Origin of the sequence: Streptomyces sp. NPDC048420 (assembly GCF_040651535.1) — a bacterium.
In the GTDB taxonomy this organism is placed as follows: domain Bacteria; phylum Actinomycetota; class Actinomycetes; order Streptomycetales; family Streptomycetaceae; genus Streptomyces.
In genome coordinates this window covers 505738-522571 of the sequence record NZ_JBEZKG010000002.1, presented here as the reverse complement: position 1 = coordinate 522571, position 16834 = coordinate 505738, and the positions used below count along the sequence as shown (strand labels likewise).

The following is a 16834-nucleotide window of genomic DNA, read 5'->3' as shown; positions in this document are numbered from 1 at the left end:
GTTTCAGCGGCCGGGGTTCCCGGCGTGGGTGAGGGTCTCCCAGGAGACGAAGAGGGCGTCGGTGCCCGCGGGCCGGCTCCGCACGGCGAGCTTGTGCGCGGCCGGGACGGGGACGTGGAGCCGGTTCTCCAGGTGGTTGAGGGCCACCTCCAGGTCCGGGCCCATGTTCCGGACCACCTTGCCGCCGCAGAGCCAGGCGGGCGCGGGCTCGCCGGACTGGTAGCGGGCGTGGAGGTCGAGCGCGGCTCCGAGCCGGTCCTTGACCTCGCCGTAGAGGTCGACGCCCTGGTGCCAGGCGGTCTCGGCGACGTGCGCGGCGGCGGCGAGGGAGTACCCGACGTGCTTGAGGTTGCGGCAGGTCTCCTGGGCGAGGCCGTCCTTGAAGGTCGTCTGCCCGAACCAGTAAGTGGTCAGCTTCCGCGGGGTGTTGACGGTGGAGCCGGGCGGGGTGAGCGGGATCTTGCCGTCCTTCTCCAGATAGAAGTAGGCGGGCACGCGCTCGCGGAACCGCTCCACCGCGTGGTCGAAGGCCTTGTGGTCGTTGAGGAAGACGGCGATGCCGATGGCGGCGTCGGTCATCACGAGGTCCCAGTTGCCGTTGTAGTCGGGCACCTTCCGGGTGACGGCCGGCAGATAGGCGGTCCGCAGCATGTGCTCGAAGCGCCGGACGCGGTCGGCGGGCCACCCGGCCTTCTCGTCGTAGCGGATGATCTCGGCGGCCCGCGCCCAGGTGGACCCGGCCCATCCGGTCTGCAGCCCGGAGTCCTCCTTCGTGTGCCGCCGCATCCGCGCCGACCAGGCGTCCAGGATCTCCCTGGCCTTCACGGCGTGCTGCTGCTTTTTGGTGACGGTGAACAGCAGGGCCTGGGTGTAGGCGGCGACGGCGTCCTCGCGCTCCTCGACACAGCCGTGCGCCGGCCGCTCGGCGTGGTCACCGCCGGGGCAGTCCACGCTCGCGTACGGCTCGGGCCGGTACCTGTACGACCCGTACTTGCTGTCCCGCATGTCCAGGTACGCCGCCAGCCACGGCTGCTTCCCCGCCGTGACCCGCTCCCGTACGGCGTCCAGCTGGTCCTTGCCGACGAGCACACCGGGGTGGGTGAAGCGCGCGTCCGGGGGCAGGGCGCGGGCCATCGTGCGGGCGCCGGAGCCGGCGGTGCCGCAGGAGGTGATCAGCACGGTGAGCAGGAGCGCGAGCAGCAGGGCCGCGGTACGCCGTGGAGCCATGGGGCCATGGGGCCATGGGGCCATGGGGCCAGGGTGGGACGGGGGGCGGTGGGGCGCAGGTCCGGTTGGGCCGATCGGCCGGGTGGGACGGGCGTACTGTGACGCCCCCTCACGGGAAACGAGGAGGGGACCATGACGGCAGCCGACGAGCGCCCGACGGAGATCGACAAGCGGGACATCCCGCTCTCCGGCGGCCGGACGCTCCGGGTGACGGAGTTCGCCAACGGCAGCGTCCGGCTGGCCGTGCACGCGGGGTCTCCCTATGTGGTGACGGTCCTGGAGCAGATCGACGACGGGGTCGTGCTGAAGCTCTCCCCCGGCCGCGAGGGCTCGAACGCCCACCGGAACTGGGTCCGCGACCACAGCGAGGGCGGGTCCTCGTAGCGCTGTCGCCCCTCGCCGGTACCGGGCGGATGGTGTAGCGGGCTACACCGTGCGCCAGGGGTCGGATCATCTAGCGTGCAGCGCATGTGGAAGACAGTGCAGCGTGCGGCGATGGCGACCGTGCATCTCGTCGTGGCCGCGGCGATGTGCTTCGGGTTGTACATCTTCGTCACCGTGCTGCTGATCACCGCCGTCGGCACGCTCGCGGTGGTCGGCTGCTGGTTGCTGCCCGAGGCGGTGCTGCTGATCCGGCGGATCGCCGGCGCCAAACGGAACCTGACCGCCCTGTGGACGGGCCGGGAGATCCCGGAGGCGTACACGCCGATGACCGGCACGCTGCGCGAGCGGCTGCGGATCTCCGTGAGGGACTCCGGCACGCTCACCGACGTCCGCTGGATGCTCTGCTACTACGTCTACGGCGCCCTGCTCGCCCTCGCCCTCCCGCTGTGGCCCCTCGGCCTGGTGGTCGACGGTGTGTGGGCCGGGATCCTGCGCCGCGGCCCGGTCGTCCTCCCGCTGATCGTGAGGCTCGCGGACACCGAGGCCCGCTGGTCGACCCTGCTGCTGATGCCGTCCCCGAAGGCGAGGCTCGCCCGGCGGGTCGAGGAACTGAAGGAGACCCGGGCCGACGCCATCGCCGCCCACGAGGCGGAACTGCGCCGTATCGAGCGGGACCTGCACGACGGCGCCCAGGCCAACCTCGTGGCGCTCTCGATGCGGATCGGCCTGGCCAAGCGGGCCTACGACCGTGACCCCGACGCGGCCCGCAAACTCCTCGACGACGCCCAGGACCAGGCCGAGCAGGCGCTGACGGAGCTGCGGCAGGTGGTGCGCGGCATCCATCCGCCGATCCTCACCGACCGGGGTCTGGTCGGCGCGGTGCGGGCGCTCGCGTCGAGCAGCGGCCTCGCGGTGAGCGTGGAGGACGGCGGCCTCGGGGAGGGCACGCGGGCGCCCGCGGCGGTGGAGGCGGCGGCCTACTTCGTGGTGGCCGAGTCGCTCACCAATGTCGCCAAGTACAGCGGCGTGGATCGCGCCGAGGTTCAACTCACGCGCACCCGGCGCGGTCTTACCGTGCGGGTCCGGGACGAGGGCCGGGGCGGTGCCGACGAGTCGCGGGGATCGGGTCTGCTCGGGATGCGGCGCAGGGTCGCCGCCCTCGACGGGACTCTGGAAGTGACCAGCCCGGTCGGGGGTCCGACCGTGATCGATGTGGAGCTGCCGTGCGTGTGGTGATCGCCGAGGACAACGCCCTTCTGAGAGAGGGGCTCGTCCTGTTGCTGACGTCTTCCGGGCACGAGGTGGTGGCCGTCGTGGGCACCGGCCCCGAGATCCTGCCCGCCCTGCTGGAACACCGGCCGGACGTGGCCGTGCTCGATGTGCGGATGCCTCCCGGCTTCCGCGACGAGGGCCTCAGGGCCGCCCTCGATGCCCGCGAGAGGATCCCCGGGCTGCCGGTCCTGGTCCTGTCCCAGTACGTCGAGGAGTCGTACGCCGCCGAACTGCTGGGCGGTGGCACCAGCGGGGTCGGCTATCTGCTCAAGGACCGGGTCGGCCGGGTCGACGAGTTCCTCGACGCGCTGGAGCGGGTCAGGGCCGGCGGCACCGCGCTCGACCCCGAGGTCGTCGCCGAACTCCTCACCCGCCGCCGCGACACCCCGCTGGACTCCCTCACCCCGCGCGAGCGCGAGGTGCTCAAGCTGATGGCCGAGGGGCACGACAACACGACCATCGCCTCGACCCTGGTCGTCACCGAGCGCGCGGTCAGCAAGCACATCGGCAACGTCTTCCTCAAGCTGGGCCTGCCCCCGAGCGACAGCGGCCACCGGCGGGTACTGGCGGTACTGGCGTACCTGGCCCACACCCCGAAGTGACCCTCATCCGACGCCGAGCTCGGTCAACTCCCCCAGCGGCAGCGTGTGCTGGGTCTGCAGGACCTTCGCGCGCAGGTACCGGACGTTGTGCGCGGTGGTGAACACCCCGGTGGGGACCCGGTCCCGGACGTCGATGCCGAGGTCGCGCAACTGCCCCGCCTTGTCGGGGTTGTTGGAGAGCAGGTCGAGCTCACCGATCCCCAGGGCGGTCAGCATCTGCGCGGCCGCCGTGTAGTCGCGGGCGTCCTCGGGCAGGCCGAGGGCGGTGTTCGCGGCGTAGGTGTCGAGACCCTGGTCCTGGAGGGCGTACGCGTCGAGCTTGTTGTAGAGACCGATGCCGCGGCCCTCCTGGCGGAGGTAGAGCAGGACCCCGCCGCGCTCGGCTATGCGCTCGACCGCCTCGCGCAGCTGCGGGCCGCAGTCGCAGCGGGCGGAACCGAAGACGTCGCCGGTGAGGCACTCGGAGTGCAGCCGCACCAGGGGCACGGGGCCCGGGTCGCCGAGGACCACGGCGAGGTGTTCCTGACCGTCGGCCAGGCCGTGGAAGGTGACGAGTTCGGCGTCGACGCGGTAGCCGTCCCCGAAGCGCAGGGGGACGCGGACGCGGGAGCGCTGGGTGGCGGCGGGGGTCTCGGTCATGCGGATACTCCGGATCCATAGGCTCCGTGGAGATATCTGCTTCGGTGCTTCAGTTTTGAAGCAGCTCCACGGTTCGAGACCCTACCTCATGCTTTAAATTTGAAGCAACAGGATTATGGCGCTCGTCACGAGCAGGACGGCGAGGAGCGGCGGCGCCACGGGACCTCGCCGGAGGCGGCGTCGTCGCCCTGGAGCCCCTCGGTGACGCTGGTGAAGATCTCCTCCAGTTGCCCCACCTGCTCGGGGGTGAGCCGGTCGATGAGCGCGGCACGGACCGTCGCCACATGCCCCGGCGCCGCCCGCTCCAGCACCGCCATACCCTCGTCCGTGAGCACCGCGATACTCCCCCGCTTGTCCCACTGACAGCTCTCGCGCCGCACCAGCCCGTCCTTCTCCAGCCGGGCGACGGCATAGGTCAGCCGGGGCCGGGTGATCTTCAGCCCCTCGGCGAGATCGGTCATCCGCAGCCGCCGATCCGGCATCTCGGAGAGGTTGGCCAGGATGGAGTAGTACAGGTGCGGCATGCCGGCCTCCTGCTGGAGCTGCCGGTCGATGGTGTCCTCCAGGAGCAGCGAGGCGGCGATGTACGCGCGCCAGGCGCGCTGCTCGTCGGGGCTGAGCCAGCGGGTCGTCATGCACCCAGTGTAGGTTTGCTTCAAACTTGAACCAAGATCGCCGTCCATCGACCAGCCGGGGAGCGCGCCGAATGCCCCACCCGTACGTCCTCCTCTCCGCCGCCGTCTCCCTGGACGGCTACCTCGACGACACCGGCCCGGACCGCCTCCTGCTCTCCAGCCCCGCCGACTTCGACCGCGTCGACGAGGTCCGCGCCTCCGTGGACGCGATCCTCATCGGCGCCGGCACCATCCGCGCCGACAACCCCCGCCTGCTGGTGAACTCCGAGGAACGCCGCGCGGCCCGGGTCGCGGCCGGGAAACCGCCGTACCCCCTGAAGGTCACGGTCAGCGGCTCGGGCGACCTGGACCCGGCCGCGAACTTCTGGCACACGGGCGGCGACAAGCTCGTCTATACGACGGAGCAGGGCGCGGAGCGGGCCCGTGCGGTGGGTCCGGCGGCCGACGTGGTCTCCCTCGGGACCTCGCTGGACTGGCGGCGGCTCCTGCGGGACCTGTACGACAGGGGGGTACGGCGTCTGATGGTCGAGGGCGGCGGCCGTATCCACACCCAGCTGCTCCAGCAGGGCCTGGCCGACGAGGTGCAGCTGGTGCTGGCCCCGCTGTTCGTCGGCGATCCGGACGCGCCCCGCCTCTTCGGTCCGGGCGCCTACCAGGGCGGCCGACTGCGCCTCGTGGAGACCCGCCGTATCGAGGACGTGGTCCTGATGCGCTACGAGCCCACGGCCCCCGGCACCGGCCTGCGGCCGTCCGCCGCCGACCACCACTGGCTCTCACTGGCCTGCGAGCTGGCGGACCGGTGCCCGCCCTCGTCCACCGCCTTCAGTGTGGGCGCGGTCGTGGTCGCCGCCGACGGCACCGAACTCGCCCGCGGCCACTCCCGGGAGGGCGACGACCCGGTCGTCCACGCGGAGGAGGCGGCCCTGGCGAAGATCGCCGCGGACGACCCGCGGCTGGCCACCGCCACGGTGTACACCAGCCTGGAGCCCTGCACCCGCCGCGCCTCCCGGCCGGCCCCCTGCGCGCGGCTGATCCTGGACGCGGGAGTACGCCGGGTGGTGACGGCCTGGCGCGAGCCGGACACCTTCGTCGAGGACGCCGACGGGACGGGGCTGCTCACCGGGAAGGGCGTGGACGTCGTCGTCCTCGGCGAGTACGAGGAGCGGGCGAAGGCGCCCAACCGTCACCTGCTCTGACCTCGCCGCGCTCAGGGACATACCGGCGACGACACCCGGTGGACGGACACCCGCAGGCCGGTGCGGCGGATCTCCAGCACCCGCCGGTACGGCAGCACACTCCACTCCCCGTCCGGCTGCGGCACCCCGCTCGACGCCACGACCACCCGCTCCCCGTCCACCAGGTAGCGCAGCCGGAAGAAGTCGGGCCCGCGCCGCCGGCTGACCTCGGACTCCGGGTCCTCGTCGGAGTACGCGTACAGCGCCTCCCCGGTCAGCAGCAGACAGTTGAGGCTCGCGAAGGACGCGCGGGCCCGTACGTCCTCGGCGGCCTGTGCGAGGGCGTCGACCGGGTCCTCGTCCCGCAGCAGCGTCAGCACCCGCAGGAAGAACCGCTCGGAGTCGGTGGACCCGGCCGCCCCGGCGAGCAGGTCGGCGTCGATGAGCTCGTCGAGGGCGTCGTACGGCGAGAAGAACCCGTTGTGCGCGAAGGCGAGGGTCCCTGCGGTGAAGGGGTGGGTGTTGCCCGGCACGACCGGCAGCCCGGGGCTCGCCAGGCGCAGGTGCAGCAGGGCGCAGTCGGTGACCGTGCCGCTGAGGGTCTGATCCCAGCGGGTGTTCGCGGCGGCCGGGTCGGTGTCCTTGACGATCCGCGGGCCCGCGCCCTGCCGCGGCCAGGCGGCGATGCCCCAGCCGTCGCGGTGTTCACGGCCCAACTCGGTGAAGGGGGCGGTCAGTTCGCCGAGGGCTTCGGCCAGGGGCAGGGGAGTGCGGGTGACGACGCCGAGCAGGCGGCACATGCTTGATCTTCCTCACGGGTTTCAGGAACGGCGGGATTCCAGCCAGGAGGCCGTCCTGGACAGGGCCGCGTTGACGGCGATGAAGGCCACCGCCGCGACCAGGTAGGTGGACAGCACGGCGTGGTAGTACTCGCCCAACACCTTTGCCTGGTGCAGCAGTTCGAGGTAGCTCACCACGTAGCCGAGCGTGGAGTCCTTCAGCAGCCGTATCAACTGGCTGACCAGGGCGGGTGCCAGGGCCCGCAGCGCCTGCGGGATCACCACGTGCCGAAGGGTCTGGCCGTACGTCATGCCGAGGCTGTGCGCGGCCTCCGTCTGTCCGCGCGGCAGGTTCAGCACCCCGGCCCGGAAGATCTCCGCGACCACGGCGGCGTTGCCGAGCACGATCGGGACCACCAGCTGCCAGAACACCGGGAGGGTGAGGCCGACGCTCGGCAGCCCGAACAGGAAGACGTACAGCAGGAGCAGCAGCGGTACGGAGCGGAAGAGTTCGACGTACGTCCGCGCCACCGCCCTCAGCGCCCGGGACCGGGCCAGACGGGCGAGCGCGACCAGTCCGCCCAGCGGGAAGGCGAGGGCGGCGGCGACCGCGGTGGCGAGGAGGGTGTGGCCGAGACCGTCCAGGAGGAAGCGGAGCACCGGCCACTGGGCGAACATCCACCACTGGCTGCGATCCAGCTGACCATGGGCGGCGAACTGCCTTACCGCCAGGGCCAGTAGGACGGCGAGGGCCGACAGGGAGACCGCCGTGGCGATGTGGATACGGCGGCGGGCGCGGGGGCCGGGGGTGTCGAAGAGGAGGTGGAGGTCGTCGCTGGGTTTCCTCATCGGGCCACCGCCAGTCTCCGCTCGACGCGCCCCGCGAGCAGAGCCGACGTCAGCGTGATCGCGACGTAGACCACCGTGGTGATCGCGAAGGTGGTGAGCGGCTGGTCGTACCGGAGCGTCAGGAACTGGGACTGGCCCGACAGTTCGGCCACACCCACCGCGGCCGCCAGCGACGTACTGAGCGCGCAGCCGATGAAGATGCTGCCCAGCGGCTGCACCATGGGCCGGATCGCCTGCGGCAGGATCACGTACCGCAGACACGCGCCGAAGCCGAGTCCGAGCGCCCGGGCCGCCTCCACCTGCCCGCGTGGCACGGCCCGTACCCCGGAGCGCACGACCTCGCACACGAACGCGGCCCAGTACAGGGCCATCGCCGTGGCGGCCGTGGCGAACAGCGGGTACAGCAGCCCGAGGTCGGGCAGTCCGAACACGAACAGCACGAGCAGGACCAGGAGGGGGATGTTGCGGAACACGCCGACGTACGCGGCGCCGAAGGCCCGCAGCGGGGCCACCGGGCTGATCCGCAGGACGGCCAGGAGGACTCCGGTGAGGACCGCGCCCGCGAAGACGAGCGCGGTCAGGGCGAGCGTCAGCAGCAGCCCGTGGCCCAACTGGACCGCTATGGCGGGGAGATGGTCGGTCATGGCGCCCGGTCAGCTGCCCTCGGCCGAGCCGATCACCGGCGGCTTCGGCGCCGCACCGGTCACGGCGGTGCCCAGCGTCGCCTTCCACAGCTTCGCCCACAGCCCGTCGGTCTCGATCGTCTTCAGCCAGGCGTCGACGAACTCCTTCATCTCCGGGTCCTGCTTCGGTACGCCGATGCCGTACGGGTCGGTCGTGAACGGCTTGCCGACCACCTGCACCGACGAGTCGCGGTACTGGACCCCCACGAGCAGCGCCTGGTCGTTGACGTAGGCGTCGGCGCGGCCCTGCTGCACGGCTTGCACGCACTGGCTGTTGCCGTCGAAGAGCAGGACGTTCGCCTTGGGCGCGAAGTCCTTGATGTTGCCGGCGGCCGTCGAACCGCTCTGCGCGCAGACGTTCTTGCCGTTCAGGTCCCTGACGGACGTGATGGCGGTGTCGCCCTTCTTGGTGAGGATCGCGTTCCCCGAGGAGTAGTACGGCCCCGCGAAGTCGACCTTCTTCGCCCGTTCCGGGGTGATGGAGTAGGTGGCGAACACGGTGTCGACGGTGCCGTTGCGCAGCAGCTGCTCGCGGGTGGCGACGTCGACCTGCACGAGCTTGGTCTTCGTACTGCCGGTGATGTACTTCGCGAGCATCGCCGCGAGGCCCGCGTCGAAGCCGGTGAGCTTGCCGGTGACCGGGTCCTTCAGGGAGAACAGGGCGGCGGTGTCGGTGCCGCCGACGACGAGCGTGCCGCGCTTCTTGATGGTGGCCATGAGGCTGCCGGACGGTATCCGGCTCGCGGCGGCCACGGGAGCGGCGTCGAGGACCTGCTGGTAGCTGTCACCGGAAGCCGGGGAGCCTTCGGCCGACGACGGGCCGGAGGCCGACGGAAGCGCCGCCGGACCGCCGCCACAGGCGGTGAGGGTGAGGGCGAGCGCGGCGGGGACACAGGCGGCGGTGAGCAGGCGGCGCGTTCTCATAAACGAAGTCCTTTTCCTGGGGTTCTTCGAACTCTTTGCACAACCGGGGAATTTCAGTGGGACAGAACCTTCGACAGGAATTCCCGCGCCCTTGCCGAACGCGGACCGTCGAAGAATTCGTCGGGCGCCGCGGTCTCCTCGACCCGCCCGCGGTCGAGGAAGACGACCCGGTCGGCCACCCGCCGCGCGAAGCCCATCTCATGGGTGACGACGAGCATGGTCATCCCGTCGGCCGCGAGGTCCGCCATGACGTCGAGCACCTCGCCGACCATCTCGGGGTCGAGCGCGGAGGTCGGCTCGTCGAAGAGCAGCACCTCGGGATCCATGGCCAACGCCCGTGCGATGGCGACGCGTTGCTGCTGCCCGCCGGACAACTGCCCCGGGTGGGCGTCCGCCTTGTCGGCGAGCCCGACCCTGGCCAGCAGCTCACGGGCGCGTTCGGCGGCCTGGTCACGGGGCCGGCCGCGCACCCGCACCGGCGCGAGGCACAGATTCTCGACCACGCTGAGATGCGCGAACAGGTTGAACGACTGGAAGACCATCCCCACCCGCGCCCGCAGCCGGGCCAACTCCCGTCCCTCCTCGGGCAGTGGAACCCCGTCGAGGAGGACCCGCCCGGAGTCGATGGTCTCCAGCCGGTTCACGCACCGGCACAGCGTGGACTTCCCGGAGCCGGACGCCCCGATCAGGACGACGACCTCTCCGGCCCGCACTTCGAGATCGACGTCCCGCAGGACATGCTGCTCCCCGAAGTGCTTGTTCACTTTCTCGAGTTGTACGAGAACACGGTCCGTAGGCACGCGCTAAGCATGGGCGGGCCCGCTCCTGGCGGTCCAATTCGAATGTCACCGGGAATTAATAAAGGCTCTTTATGCTTGCCGGATGTACGACCCCCGACAGCTGCAGGTCCTCGCCGAGGTCGCCCGGACCGGCACCTACACCGCCGCCGCGGAGGCCCTCGGATACACCCAGCCCGCCATCAGCTACCAGATGCGGATGCTGGAACGCGCTGTCGGCACGCCCCTGGTCACCCGTCGCGGCCGCGGGATCCGCCTCACCCCGGCCGGCCACGCACTGGCCCGCCACGCGGCCACGGTCCTGTCGGCCCTGCGCGGCGCCGAGGAGGAGCTCTCCCTGCTGGCCTCGCCGGGCGGCGGCCGGGTCCGGCTCGCCGCGATGCAGAGCAGCTGCGTGACCCTGGTCCCCCGGGCCCTCGGCGCGCTGCGGCGCACGCACCCGGAACTTGAGGTGACGGTCACCCAGGCGGAGTGCCGCGTCTCGCACGGGCTGCTGCTGGAGGGGGAGGTGGAACTGGCGGTGATGTGCGACGTGGAGGCGATGGCGCCGACCGCCGCGGAGGAGGACCCGAGCGATCCCCTCCTCATCGACCCCCGGCTGCGCCGCGTCCCCCTGCTCACCGACCGCCGCTGCGTCCTGCTCCCCGCCGATCACCCGGCCGCGGCGGGACCCACCGTCTCGCTGGCGGACCTCGCCGACGAGCGCTGGGTGCTGGAGTCCGGCCGCAGCCGCTTCCTGGCCGCCTGCCGGGAGGCCGGCTTCATCCCGCGCGTCGCCGCCACCGCCGACGACCAGCTCACCCTGCACCGCCTGGTCGCCCACCGGATAGGCCTGGCGGTCCTCAACGAACTGGGCGTCTCCGCCCACGCCGACCCCCGAGTGGTGGCCCGTCCGCTGTCGGGCTGGCCCGTCCGCCATGTCTTCGCCCTCCTGTGGCCGGACGCCCTGGCCATCCCGGCGGCCTCCGCCCTGCTCACCACACTCCGCGAGGCGGCGCGGCGGACCGTGACGGCGGTTCCCTGATCCGTGTCACGGCCGAGCACGAACCGAATTTCAGAAATGCCCGATTTGCGGTGAATAGAGGTATGGGCGGGTCCGAGCCGGATACTCGTCCGGCATGGTACGGACGGTGAAACGGCATGGAAGGCACAGCGGGCACGGCGGGCACGTAGCGGCAGGCCAGGAGGCCGAGACCGCGCGGGCACCGGCTGCCGGGCCCGACGAGCAGGTGGAGCGGCAGGCGCCGGACACTCCGACGGATCTGCCCAGGCGCTCCTGGAGCGCGGTTCTGAAAGGCACCCTGAAGGAGTTCAAGCGGGACGAGCTGACCGACCGGGCCGCCGCGCTGACCTACTACGGGATCCTGGCGCTGTTCCCGGCACTGCTGGCGCTCGTGTCCCTGCTGGGGATCATCGGCAGGTCGGCGACGCAGCAGGTGCTGGACAACATCCAGAAGCTCGCCCCCGGCGCGGCACAGGACGTCCTGCGCAACGCGGTACAGCAGATGCAGGGCAACGCCGGACTCGGCTCGATCATGGCGATCGTCGGTCTGGTGCTCGCGGTGTGGTCGGCGTCCGGCTTTGTCGCCGCGTTCATCCGCAGCGCCAACGCGGTCTACGACGTCCCCGAGGGCCGTCCGGTGTGGAAGGTGCTGCCGGTGCGGGTCGGGGTGACCGTGGTGCTGATGGTGATGGCGGTGATCAGCGCGTTGATCGTCGTGTTCACCGGCGGGCTCGCGCGGGAGCTGGGGTCCGCCCTCGGGGTGGGTGACACGGCACTGACGGTGTGGTCCATCGCGAAGTGGCCGGTGCTGGTCGTGCTGGTCACGGTCATGATCGCGCTCCTGTACTGGGCGACCCCGAACGCCAAGGTCCGCGGCTTCCGGTGGATCACCCCGGGCAGCTTCCTCGCGCTGGTGATCTGGATGATCGCTTCCGCCGGGTTCGCGTTCTACGTGGCGAACTTCGGCTCGTACAACAAGACGTACGGCACACTCGCCGGTGTGATCATCTTCCTGGTGTGGCTGTGGATCACGAACCTGGCCCTGCTGCTCGGCCTGGAGTTCGACGCGGAGCTGGCCCGCCAGCGGGCCGTCGCGGGTGGACACCCGGCCGGCGAAGAGCCCTACGTCCAGGCGAGGGACACCCGGAAGTGGGACGAGGAGGACCGTCGCCGCGCACAGGGGCCGATCTGAGCGCCGTGCCCGTGTGAGTGCTCTGCGGACGGGAAGTCGGCTGGTCATGGGAGCGATGGCGGATCTGCACGAAGGGGATCGCCGGATTTCCAGGCAGGTGATCGCCCGGGGGCCCTGGTGGGTGCGGCGGGTGGCGCCCGCGGTGGAGGAGGCGGCCGAGCACACCAAGGTCTGGTGGGCCGCGGCCGCGGTGATGACCGCCGTCGGAGGATGGCGGGGCCGGACGGCCGCCGTCACCGGGATCGCGGCCATGGCAACGGCCGAACTGCTCTCCAACGCGGTCGCCAAGCAGCTGTGCCGGCGCCGTCGCCCGCCACCGGAATGGGTGCCGCCGGAACATCTCCGGGAGCGCCCGGACAGCTCCTCCTTTCCCTCCGGGCACACGGCCGCCGCGTTCGCCTTCACGGGGGCCGTCGCGCCGTCGTGGCCCGCGGCCGGTGCGGTGTGCGGGGCGACCGCGGTGATGGTGGCGGCGCAGCGGGTGCACAGCGGGGCGCACTACCCCTCCGACGTGGCCGTCGGCGGCGTCATCGGACTGGCCGCGGCCGCCCTGTCCCGGGCCGCACCGACCCTGCTGCGGCGACGCGTGCTCGCAACGTTTCGAGCCCGAGCAAGGCGGCGGAACTGCTGGTCCTGAAAGAGGGATCTGCTGCGCGCGGTGTCGATGAACAGCAACACGAAACTGCGGACGGTCACCGAGACCCTCGTCGACTCGCCGTAGCCGCCGCGCGTGGTTGTGGACGGCGCGCCACGGCGCCCGAGCCGGCCCGAGCGCCGCAGGGAGCAGGGCGCGTCGCTCGCGTGATCCGTACTGTGGTCACACGTATTCGACGACCGCGTGCGGCACATACGGCGCCTCCAGGCGGTTCAGCTCCTCCTCCTCGAGAACCAGGTCCATGGCGGCCACGGCGTCCGTCAGATGGTGCGGTCGGGTCGCGCCGATCACCGGGGCGACCACGGCCGGGCGTTGCAGGACCCAGGCGAGCGCCACCTGGGCCATGGGAACGCCGCGCTCCTTGGCGATCTCCGCGACCACCCCGGCCACCTCACGGTCGGACGTCTCGGTGGGGCCGTAGAACTGCTGCTGGATCGGGTCGCCCGCGGTGCGCGGCGACTGTTCGTCCCAGGGGCGGGTGAGTCGGCCGCGGGCGAGCGGGCTCCACGGGGTGACGGCGACGCCCTCGGCCCCGCAGTACGGCAGCATCTCCCGCTCTTCCTCACGGTTGATGAGGTTGTAGTGGTTCTGCATGCTGACGAACCGGGTCCAGCCGTGCAGGTCGGCCACGTACTGCGCCCTCACGAACTGCCAGGTGTGCATCGAGGAGGCGCCGAGGTAGCGGGCCTTGCCGGCCTTCACCACGTCGTGCAGCGCCTCCATCGTCTCCTCGACGGGGGTGTCGTAGTCCCAGCGGTGGATGATGTACAGGTCGATGTAGTCGGTGCCGAGGCGGCGCAGGCTCGCGTCGACCTCGCGCATGATCGCCGAGCGGGACAGGCCGCCGGCCAGCGGGCCGTCGTGCATCTTCTCGTACACCTTGGTGGCGATGACGACGTCCTCACGCCGGGTCAGCTTCCGCACGGCCCGGCCCAGGAACTCCTCGCTGGTGCCGAGCGAGTAGATGTTGGCGGTGTCGAAGAAGTTGATGCCCAGATCCAGTGCCTGGGCGATGAAGGGGACGCTCTCCTGCTCGGGCAGCGACCAGGGATGTGTGCCGAGGTGCGGCTCGCCGTAGCTCATACAGCCCAGTGCCAGGGGCGACACCTTCAGGCCGGACGAGCCGAGTTTCACGTACTTCATGCCGCCCCTTCCCGCTCCGCGGCGGCCAGGGCGTCGACCGCCCCGGCGGCCTGGTCGATGGTCTGCCGGCTGTTGAGCGTGCCGTCACCTATGGAGATGCCGAGGCGCTGCTCCAGGATCAGGGAGAGCTCCACCAGGGCCAGGGAGTCGAGGTCCAGGTCCTCGAGCACGGCTTCGTTCGTCACGTCCTCGGGCAGGACGTCGAACTTTCCGGTGAGGATCTCGGAGATCATCGTGGCCACGGAGTCGGTCATTGCGTCACCTCTCGGGTTGCGTGAGCGGGGGTTGTGAGGGAGGGGTTGTGAGGGGGGGTGTGAGGGGGGGGAGCGGGACATCGGGAGAAGGTCCGTGGGGATCAGTCCGTGCTGACGAGCATCGCCGTCCAGGTGAAGCCCGCCCCGGCGGAGAGCATCAGGCTGTAACGCCTGCTGCCCGTGCGGTCCTTGAGGACTTCCACGCAGTTGGCGGTCAGGTCGCCGGAGCCGATGTGTCCGCTGGGGTCGCTGTGGAAGCGCGGGACCACGCCCGTCAGGCGCCGCACCGGAGCGGCGTACGTCGCGTCGAAGCCGGCCCGGCCGATGCGGGGCAGGTAGGCGTCCGCGAGCGTGAAGCCGGGCAGGTGGCGGTCGCCGAAACCGGCGGCCGTGCGGATCACGGTGGCGATGACGTCACGGCTGAGCGCGGCGAACGCCTCGGTGCCGTGCTGCCGGAAGTACGCGCGCTTGGCCCGGCGTATGTCGATGGGCTTGCCGTACATCTCCTCGACGGGGCCGAGGGGGTTGCCGCAGCGGTGCATCACCTCCAGCTCGGAGAGCGAGGCGTGGAACACCGCGTGGACCGTGATCGCGTCCGGGACCGGGGTCGTGGAGACCAGGGCGGCGGTGCCGCCGTCGCCGCAGACCACCCCGTAGTCGCAGGCCCAGCGGTCGAAGTTGTGGTCCGGGAACACGTCGCCGGTCGTCACGAGGCAGTGCCCGCCCGGGTGGGTGGCCAGCCAGGACGCGGCGAGGTCCAGGGAGAGCGCGGCGCCGTTGCTGAGGTGCTGGGCGGCGAACGGGGTGCAGAAGCGCAGGTCGAGTCGGTCGGCGATGTAGTGGGCGGGGGACCACAGGTCGTGGCCGGAGTGATGGATCCAGGAGTGGACCAGGCAGCTGATCTCCGATCCCTCGATGCCCGACCGACGCAGGGTGTCGGTGGCCGCCAGGACCGCGAGCTCCGGTCCCGATGCGCCGGGTGCCTCCCGCACCGACTCGATGCCGAGGCCGTCGGCCTCGTCCTGGGTGAGTTTCCCGTCGGCGACGGCTTCCTTGGCGGTCGACTGGCCCTCCGGGAGGAAGACGGCCGGGGAGGACACGTAGAAGGGGGAGACGTTGGTCGACACCGCTATGTCAGGACGGGTGTCGGTGTTCTGGGCAGGGGGCATGGGAAGTCCTTTCGAGCCGGGGGATCGTGGGGAAATCAGGCCCGTCAAGCGGCACTTCGCGCGGCCTGGGCAGCAGAGGGCGCGTGCCCGCGGAAGACCCACCAGGAAATGACGGTCGCCGTCACGAGAACGACGATCGCCATTCCCGAGGCGACCGAGAAACCGGTCTCCAGCGAATCCATCGCGTACATGATCGCGCCGAACAGGGCGACCCCCAGGGCGCTGCCGATCTGCCGCAGCGCATTCAGGGCACCGGACGCGACCCCGCTCAGGGACGAGTCCACATTGTTGATCATCACGGAGTTCAGACAGGGCGCGGCGATTCCCGCTCCGATTCCCATGGGAACGGTGCTCACCGCCAGGAGAACCGTCGAGTGTTCCTGGATCGACGGAATGATCCCGATGAATCCGACGACCTCCAGGAGCAGCCCGGCGGCGATCAGTCCGGTTTCGCTCCACCTCTTCGTCAGGCGTCGCACCTGGAGGTTGGTGAACCCGAGGGTCAGTGTCATCGGCAGGAACAGCAGCCCCGACACGAAGGGTGTGTAGCCGAAGATCTGCTGCAGCACGATGCCGAAGACGAACAGGAACCCGAAGTTCGCGATGTTCAGGAACACTCCGGACAGGACCGACCCGTTGAACGCGGCGTTCTTCAGCAGCGAGGGCGGCAGGACCGGGTCCCGGAACCTGCGTTCGTGCAGGACGAACAGCACGGCCATCACCACGGACGCGCCGAGGAGCACTGCCGAGTCCGGTGAGACCCGCTTGTTCTCACCGACCTCGATGACCGAGTAGGTCACGCCGATCGCGGCCAGGACGAAGCAGATCTGGCCGATCCAGTCGATCCGCTTGTATGTGCGAGGGGACGGCCTCAGCCGCACCGAGACGACCAGGCTGAGGACGACGAAGGGGATGTTGAGGAAGAAGATGTACTGCCACGACAGCAACTCGGTCACCACCCCGCCGAGGACAGGGCCGGCCGACAGGGAGACGGCCCCGCCCGCGGCCCAGGTGCCGATGGCCCGGCTGCGCCGCTCGGGGTCCTCGATGTCGTGGCGCAGGATCGCCAGCGACGACGGCAGCAGCGCGGCGGACCCGACGCCCTGCACGATCCGGGCGGCCAGCAGCTGGGGCATGGAATCGGCGAGCCCACAGCACAGGCTTCCCAGACCGAAGACGACCAGGCCCACGGTGAACACCCGGTTGCTGCCCAGCCTGTCGGCGATCGCCCCGGAGGTCAGCATCAGCCCGGCGAACGTCAGGGTGTACACGTCCACGATCCATTGCAGGCTGGCCGTCGACGCACCGATGTCCGCCCTGATCGACGGCAGCGAGATGTTGACGATCGTGACGTCCAGGGTGGTCAGGAAGATCGCCGCGCACGCCACCAGGACGACGAACATGTAGGACGGGGAGGAGTTCCTGCTCTGCTGCGGCATTGTGTCTGTTTCC

At 70.8% G+C, this 16834-nt stretch carries 19 protein-coding genes; 7 read left to right on the top strand and 12 right to left on the bottom strand.

The window, feature by feature from the left end:
- Window positions 1-3: 3 nt before the first annotated feature.
- A complete protein-coding gene (locus tag AB0D34_RS05145) occupies window positions 4-1227 on the bottom strand; it encodes an alginate lyase family protein (protein ID WP_362656579.1) in 1224 nt (407 codons plus the stop codon).
- Between the two features lie 132 nt (window positions 1228-1359).
- On the opposite strand from AB0D34_RS05145, the gene AB0D34_RS05140 reads away from it, so the two are divergent.
- The 3 genes from AB0D34_RS05140 to AB0D34_RS05130 all read left to right on the top strand — a co-directional run bounded on the left by AB0D34_RS05140 (window position 1360) and on the right by AB0D34_RS05130 (window position 3485).
- On the top strand, window positions 1360-1611 hold the full coding sequence (locus AB0D34_RS05140; protein ID WP_362656576.1) for a hypothetical protein: 252 nt from the start codon (window positions 1360-1362) through the stop codon (window positions 1609-1611).
- 84 nt (window positions 1612-1695) lie between these two features.
- Window positions 1696-2847, top strand: coding sequence for a histidine kinase (locus AB0D34_RS05135; protein WP_362656574.1), 1152 nt, complete (start codon window positions 1696-1698; stop codon window positions 2845-2847).
- The gene (locus tag AB0D34_RS05130) at window positions 2835-3485 is read left to right on the top strand and encodes a response regulator transcription factor (RefSeq protein ID WP_362656571.1); all 651 of its coding nucleotides are present in this window, start codon (window positions 2835-2837) and stop codon (window positions 3483-3485) included. Before AB0D34_RS05135 ends, AB0D34_RS05130 begins: the two co-directional genes overlap by 13 nt.
- Window positions 3486-3488: 3 nt before the next feature.
- Here AB0D34_RS05130 and ribA read toward each other — a convergent pair whose 3' ends face one another.
- A complete protein-coding gene (gene ribA / locus AB0D34_RS05125; RefSeq protein ID WP_362656568.1) occupies window positions 3489-4124 on the bottom strand; it encodes a GTP cyclohydrolase II in 636 nt (211 codons plus the stop codon).
- A 125-nt stretch (window positions 4125-4249) separates the two neighbouring features.
- Window positions 4250-4759 carry a MarR family transcriptional regulator gene (locus tag AB0D34_RS05120; RefSeq protein WP_362656565.1) on the bottom strand — a complete coding sequence of 170 codons (510 nt, stop codon included), beginning with the start codon at window positions 4757-4759 and terminating at the stop codon, window positions 4250-4252.
- Between the two features lie 71 nt (window positions 4760-4830).
- Here AB0D34_RS05120 and AB0D34_RS05115 point away from each other — a divergent pair, with 71 nt between their 5' ends.
- Window positions 4831-5955, top strand: a complete 1125-nt coding sequence (locus tag AB0D34_RS05115; RefSeq protein ID WP_362656562.1) for a dihydrofolate reductase family protein — start codon at window positions 4831-4833, stop codon at window positions 5953-5955.
- An 11-nt stretch (window positions 5956-5966) separates the two neighbouring features.
- Here AB0D34_RS05115 and AB0D34_RS05110 read toward each other — a convergent pair whose 3' ends face one another.
- Genes AB0D34_RS05110 through AB0D34_RS05090 form a run of 5 tightly spaced genes read right to left on the bottom strand, consistent with a single transcriptional unit; the run spans window position 5967 to window position 9969 of the window.
- Complete coding sequence (locus AB0D34_RS05110; protein ID WP_362656559.1) at window positions 5967-6734, bottom strand: class II glutamine amidotransferase; 768 nt, start codon at window positions 6732-6734, stop codon at window positions 5967-5969.
- A gap of 21 nt (window positions 6735-6755) precedes the next feature.
- Entirely contained in the window at window positions 6756-7562 is an 807-nt protein-coding gene (locus tag AB0D34_RS05105; RefSeq protein WP_362656556.1) for an amino acid ABC transporter permease, read from the bottom strand.
- The gene (locus tag AB0D34_RS05100; RefSeq protein ID WP_362656554.1) at window positions 7559-8206 is read right to left on the bottom strand and encodes an amino acid ABC transporter permease; all 648 of its coding nucleotides are present in this window, start codon (window positions 8204-8206) and stop codon (window positions 7559-7561) included. The genes AB0D34_RS05105 and AB0D34_RS05100 overlap by 4 nt, the downstream gene beginning before the upstream one ends.
- 9 nt (window positions 8207-8215) lie before the next feature.
- Entirely contained in the window at window positions 8216-9169 is a 954-nt protein-coding gene (locus AB0D34_RS05095) for a glutamate ABC transporter substrate-binding protein (protein WP_362656551.1), read from the bottom strand.
- A gap of 53 nt (window positions 9170-9222) precedes the next feature.
- Window positions 9223-9969 (bottom strand): amino acid ABC transporter ATP-binding protein, encoded by a 747-nt coding sequence (locus tag AB0D34_RS05090; RefSeq protein ID WP_362656548.1) that lies wholly within the window; start codon window positions 9967-9969, stop codon window positions 9223-9225.
- Between the two features lie 82 nt (window positions 9970-10051).
- Here AB0D34_RS05090 and AB0D34_RS05085 point away from each other — a divergent pair, with 82 nt between their 5' ends.
- The 3 genes from AB0D34_RS05085 to AB0D34_RS05075 all read left to right on the top strand — a co-directional run bounded on the left by AB0D34_RS05085 (window position 10052) and on the right by AB0D34_RS05075 (window position 12798).
- Window positions 10052-10990, top strand: a complete 939-nt coding sequence (locus AB0D34_RS05085; protein ID WP_362656545.1) for a LysR family transcriptional regulator — start codon at window positions 10052-10054, stop codon at window positions 10988-10990.
- 94 nt (window positions 10991-11084) lie between these two features.
- Window positions 11085-12161 (top strand): YihY/virulence factor BrkB family protein, encoded by a 1077-nt coding sequence (locus AB0D34_RS05080; protein WP_362656542.1) that lies wholly within the window; start codon window positions 11085-11087, stop codon window positions 12159-12161.
- 55 nt (window positions 12162-12216) lie between these two features.
- Window positions 12217-12798: a phosphatase PAP2 family protein gene (locus tag AB0D34_RS05075; RefSeq protein ID WP_362656539.1), complete on the top strand. Its 582-nt coding sequence runs from the start codon at window positions 12217-12219 to the stop codon at window positions 12796-12798.
- Between the two features lie 180 nt (window positions 12799-12978).
- Here the strand turns inward: AB0D34_RS05075 and AB0D34_RS05070 are convergent, their stop codons facing one another.
- From AB0D34_RS05070 to AB0D34_RS05055, 4 genes are all read right to left on the bottom strand, one after another.
- Window positions 12979-13959, bottom strand: a complete 981-nt coding sequence (locus AB0D34_RS05070; protein WP_362656536.1) for an aldo/keto reductase — start codon at window positions 13957-13959, stop codon at window positions 12979-12981.
- Window positions 13956-14213, bottom strand: coding sequence for a phosphopantetheine-binding protein (locus tag AB0D34_RS05065; protein WP_362656533.1), 258 nt, complete (start codon window positions 14211-14213; stop codon window positions 13956-13958). Before AB0D34_RS05065 ends, AB0D34_RS05070 begins: the two co-directional genes overlap by 4 nt.
- A gap of 101 nt (window positions 14214-14314) precedes the next feature.
- Window positions 14315-15382, bottom strand: a complete 1068-nt coding sequence (locus AB0D34_RS05060; RefSeq protein WP_362656530.1) for a ketoacyl-ACP synthase III family protein — start codon at window positions 15380-15382, stop codon at window positions 14315-14317.
- 44 nt (window positions 15383-15426) lie between these two features.
- Window positions 15427-16821 carry an MFS transporter gene (locus tag AB0D34_RS05055; protein ID WP_362656527.1) on the bottom strand — a complete coding sequence of 465 codons (1395 nt, stop codon included), beginning with the start codon at window positions 16819-16821 and terminating at the stop codon, window positions 15427-15429.
- Window positions 16822-16834 lie beyond the last annotated feature (13 nt).

Bases quoted from the DNA above. Each gene is read 5' to 3' on its own strand.
- AB0D34_RS05065 (WP_362656533.1), bottom strand. From the start codon at position 14,213: ATGACCGACTCCGTGGCCACGATGATCTCCGAGATCCTCACCGGAAAG.
- ribA (WP_362656568.1), bottom strand. From the start codon at position 4,124: ATGACCGAGACCCCCGCCGCCACCCAGCGCTCCCGCGTCCGCGTCCCC.
- AB0D34_RS05115 (WP_362656562.1), top strand. From the start codon at position 4,831: ATGCCCCACCCGTACGTCCTCCTCTCCGCCGCCGTCTCCCTGGACGGC.
- AB0D34_RS05095 (WP_362656551.1), bottom strand. From the start codon at position 9,169: ATGAGAACGCGCCGCCTGCTCACCGCCGCCTGTGTCCCCGCCGCGCTC.
- AB0D34_RS05145 (WP_362656579.1), bottom strand. From the start codon at position 1,227: ATGGCTCCACGGCGTACCGCGGCCCTGCTGCTCGCGCTCCTGCTCACC.
- AB0D34_RS05080 (WP_362656542.1), top strand. From the start codon at position 11,085: ATGGTACGGACGGTGAAACGGCATGGAAGGCACAGCGGGCACGGCGGG.
- AB0D34_RS05070 (WP_362656536.1), bottom strand. From the start codon at position 13,959: ATGAAGTACGTGAAACTCGGCTCGTCCGGCCTGAAGGTGTCGCCCCTG.
- AB0D34_RS05105 (WP_362656556.1), bottom strand. From the start codon at position 7,562: ATGAGGAAACCCAGCGACGACCTCCACCTCCTCTTCGACACCCCCGGC.
- AB0D34_RS05100 (WP_362656554.1), bottom strand. From the start codon at position 8,206: ATGACCGACCATCTCCCCGCCATAGCGGTCCAGTTGGGCCACGGGCTG.
- AB0D34_RS05075 (WP_362656539.1), top strand. From the start codon at position 12,217: ATGGCGGATCTGCACGAAGGGGATCGCCGGATTTCCAGGCAGGTGATC.
- AB0D34_RS05120 (WP_362656565.1), bottom strand. From the start codon at position 4,759: ATGACGACCCGCTGGCTCAGCCCCGACGAGCAGCGCGCCTGGCGCGCG.
- AB0D34_RS05055 (WP_362656527.1), bottom strand. From the start codon at position 16,821: ATGCCGCAGCAGAGCAGGAACTCCTCCCCGTCCTACATGTTCGTCGTC.
- AB0D34_RS05140 (WP_362656576.1), top strand. From the start codon at position 1,360: ATGACGGCAGCCGACGAGCGCCCGACGGAGATCGACAAGCGGGACATC.
- AB0D34_RS05135 (WP_362656574.1), top strand. From the start codon at position 1,696: ATGTGGAAGACAGTGCAGCGTGCGGCGATGGCGACCGTGCATCTCGTC.
- AB0D34_RS05060 (WP_362656530.1), bottom strand. From the start codon at position 15,382: ATGCCCCCTGCCCAGAACACCGACACCCGTCCTGACATAGCGGTGTCG.
- AB0D34_RS05085 (WP_362656545.1), top strand. From the start codon at position 10,052: ATGTACGACCCCCGACAGCTGCAGGTCCTCGCCGAGGTCGCCCGGACC.
- AB0D34_RS05110 (WP_362656559.1), bottom strand. From the start codon at position 6,734: ATGTGCCGCCTGCTCGGCGTCGTCACCCGCACTCCCCTGCCCCTGGCC.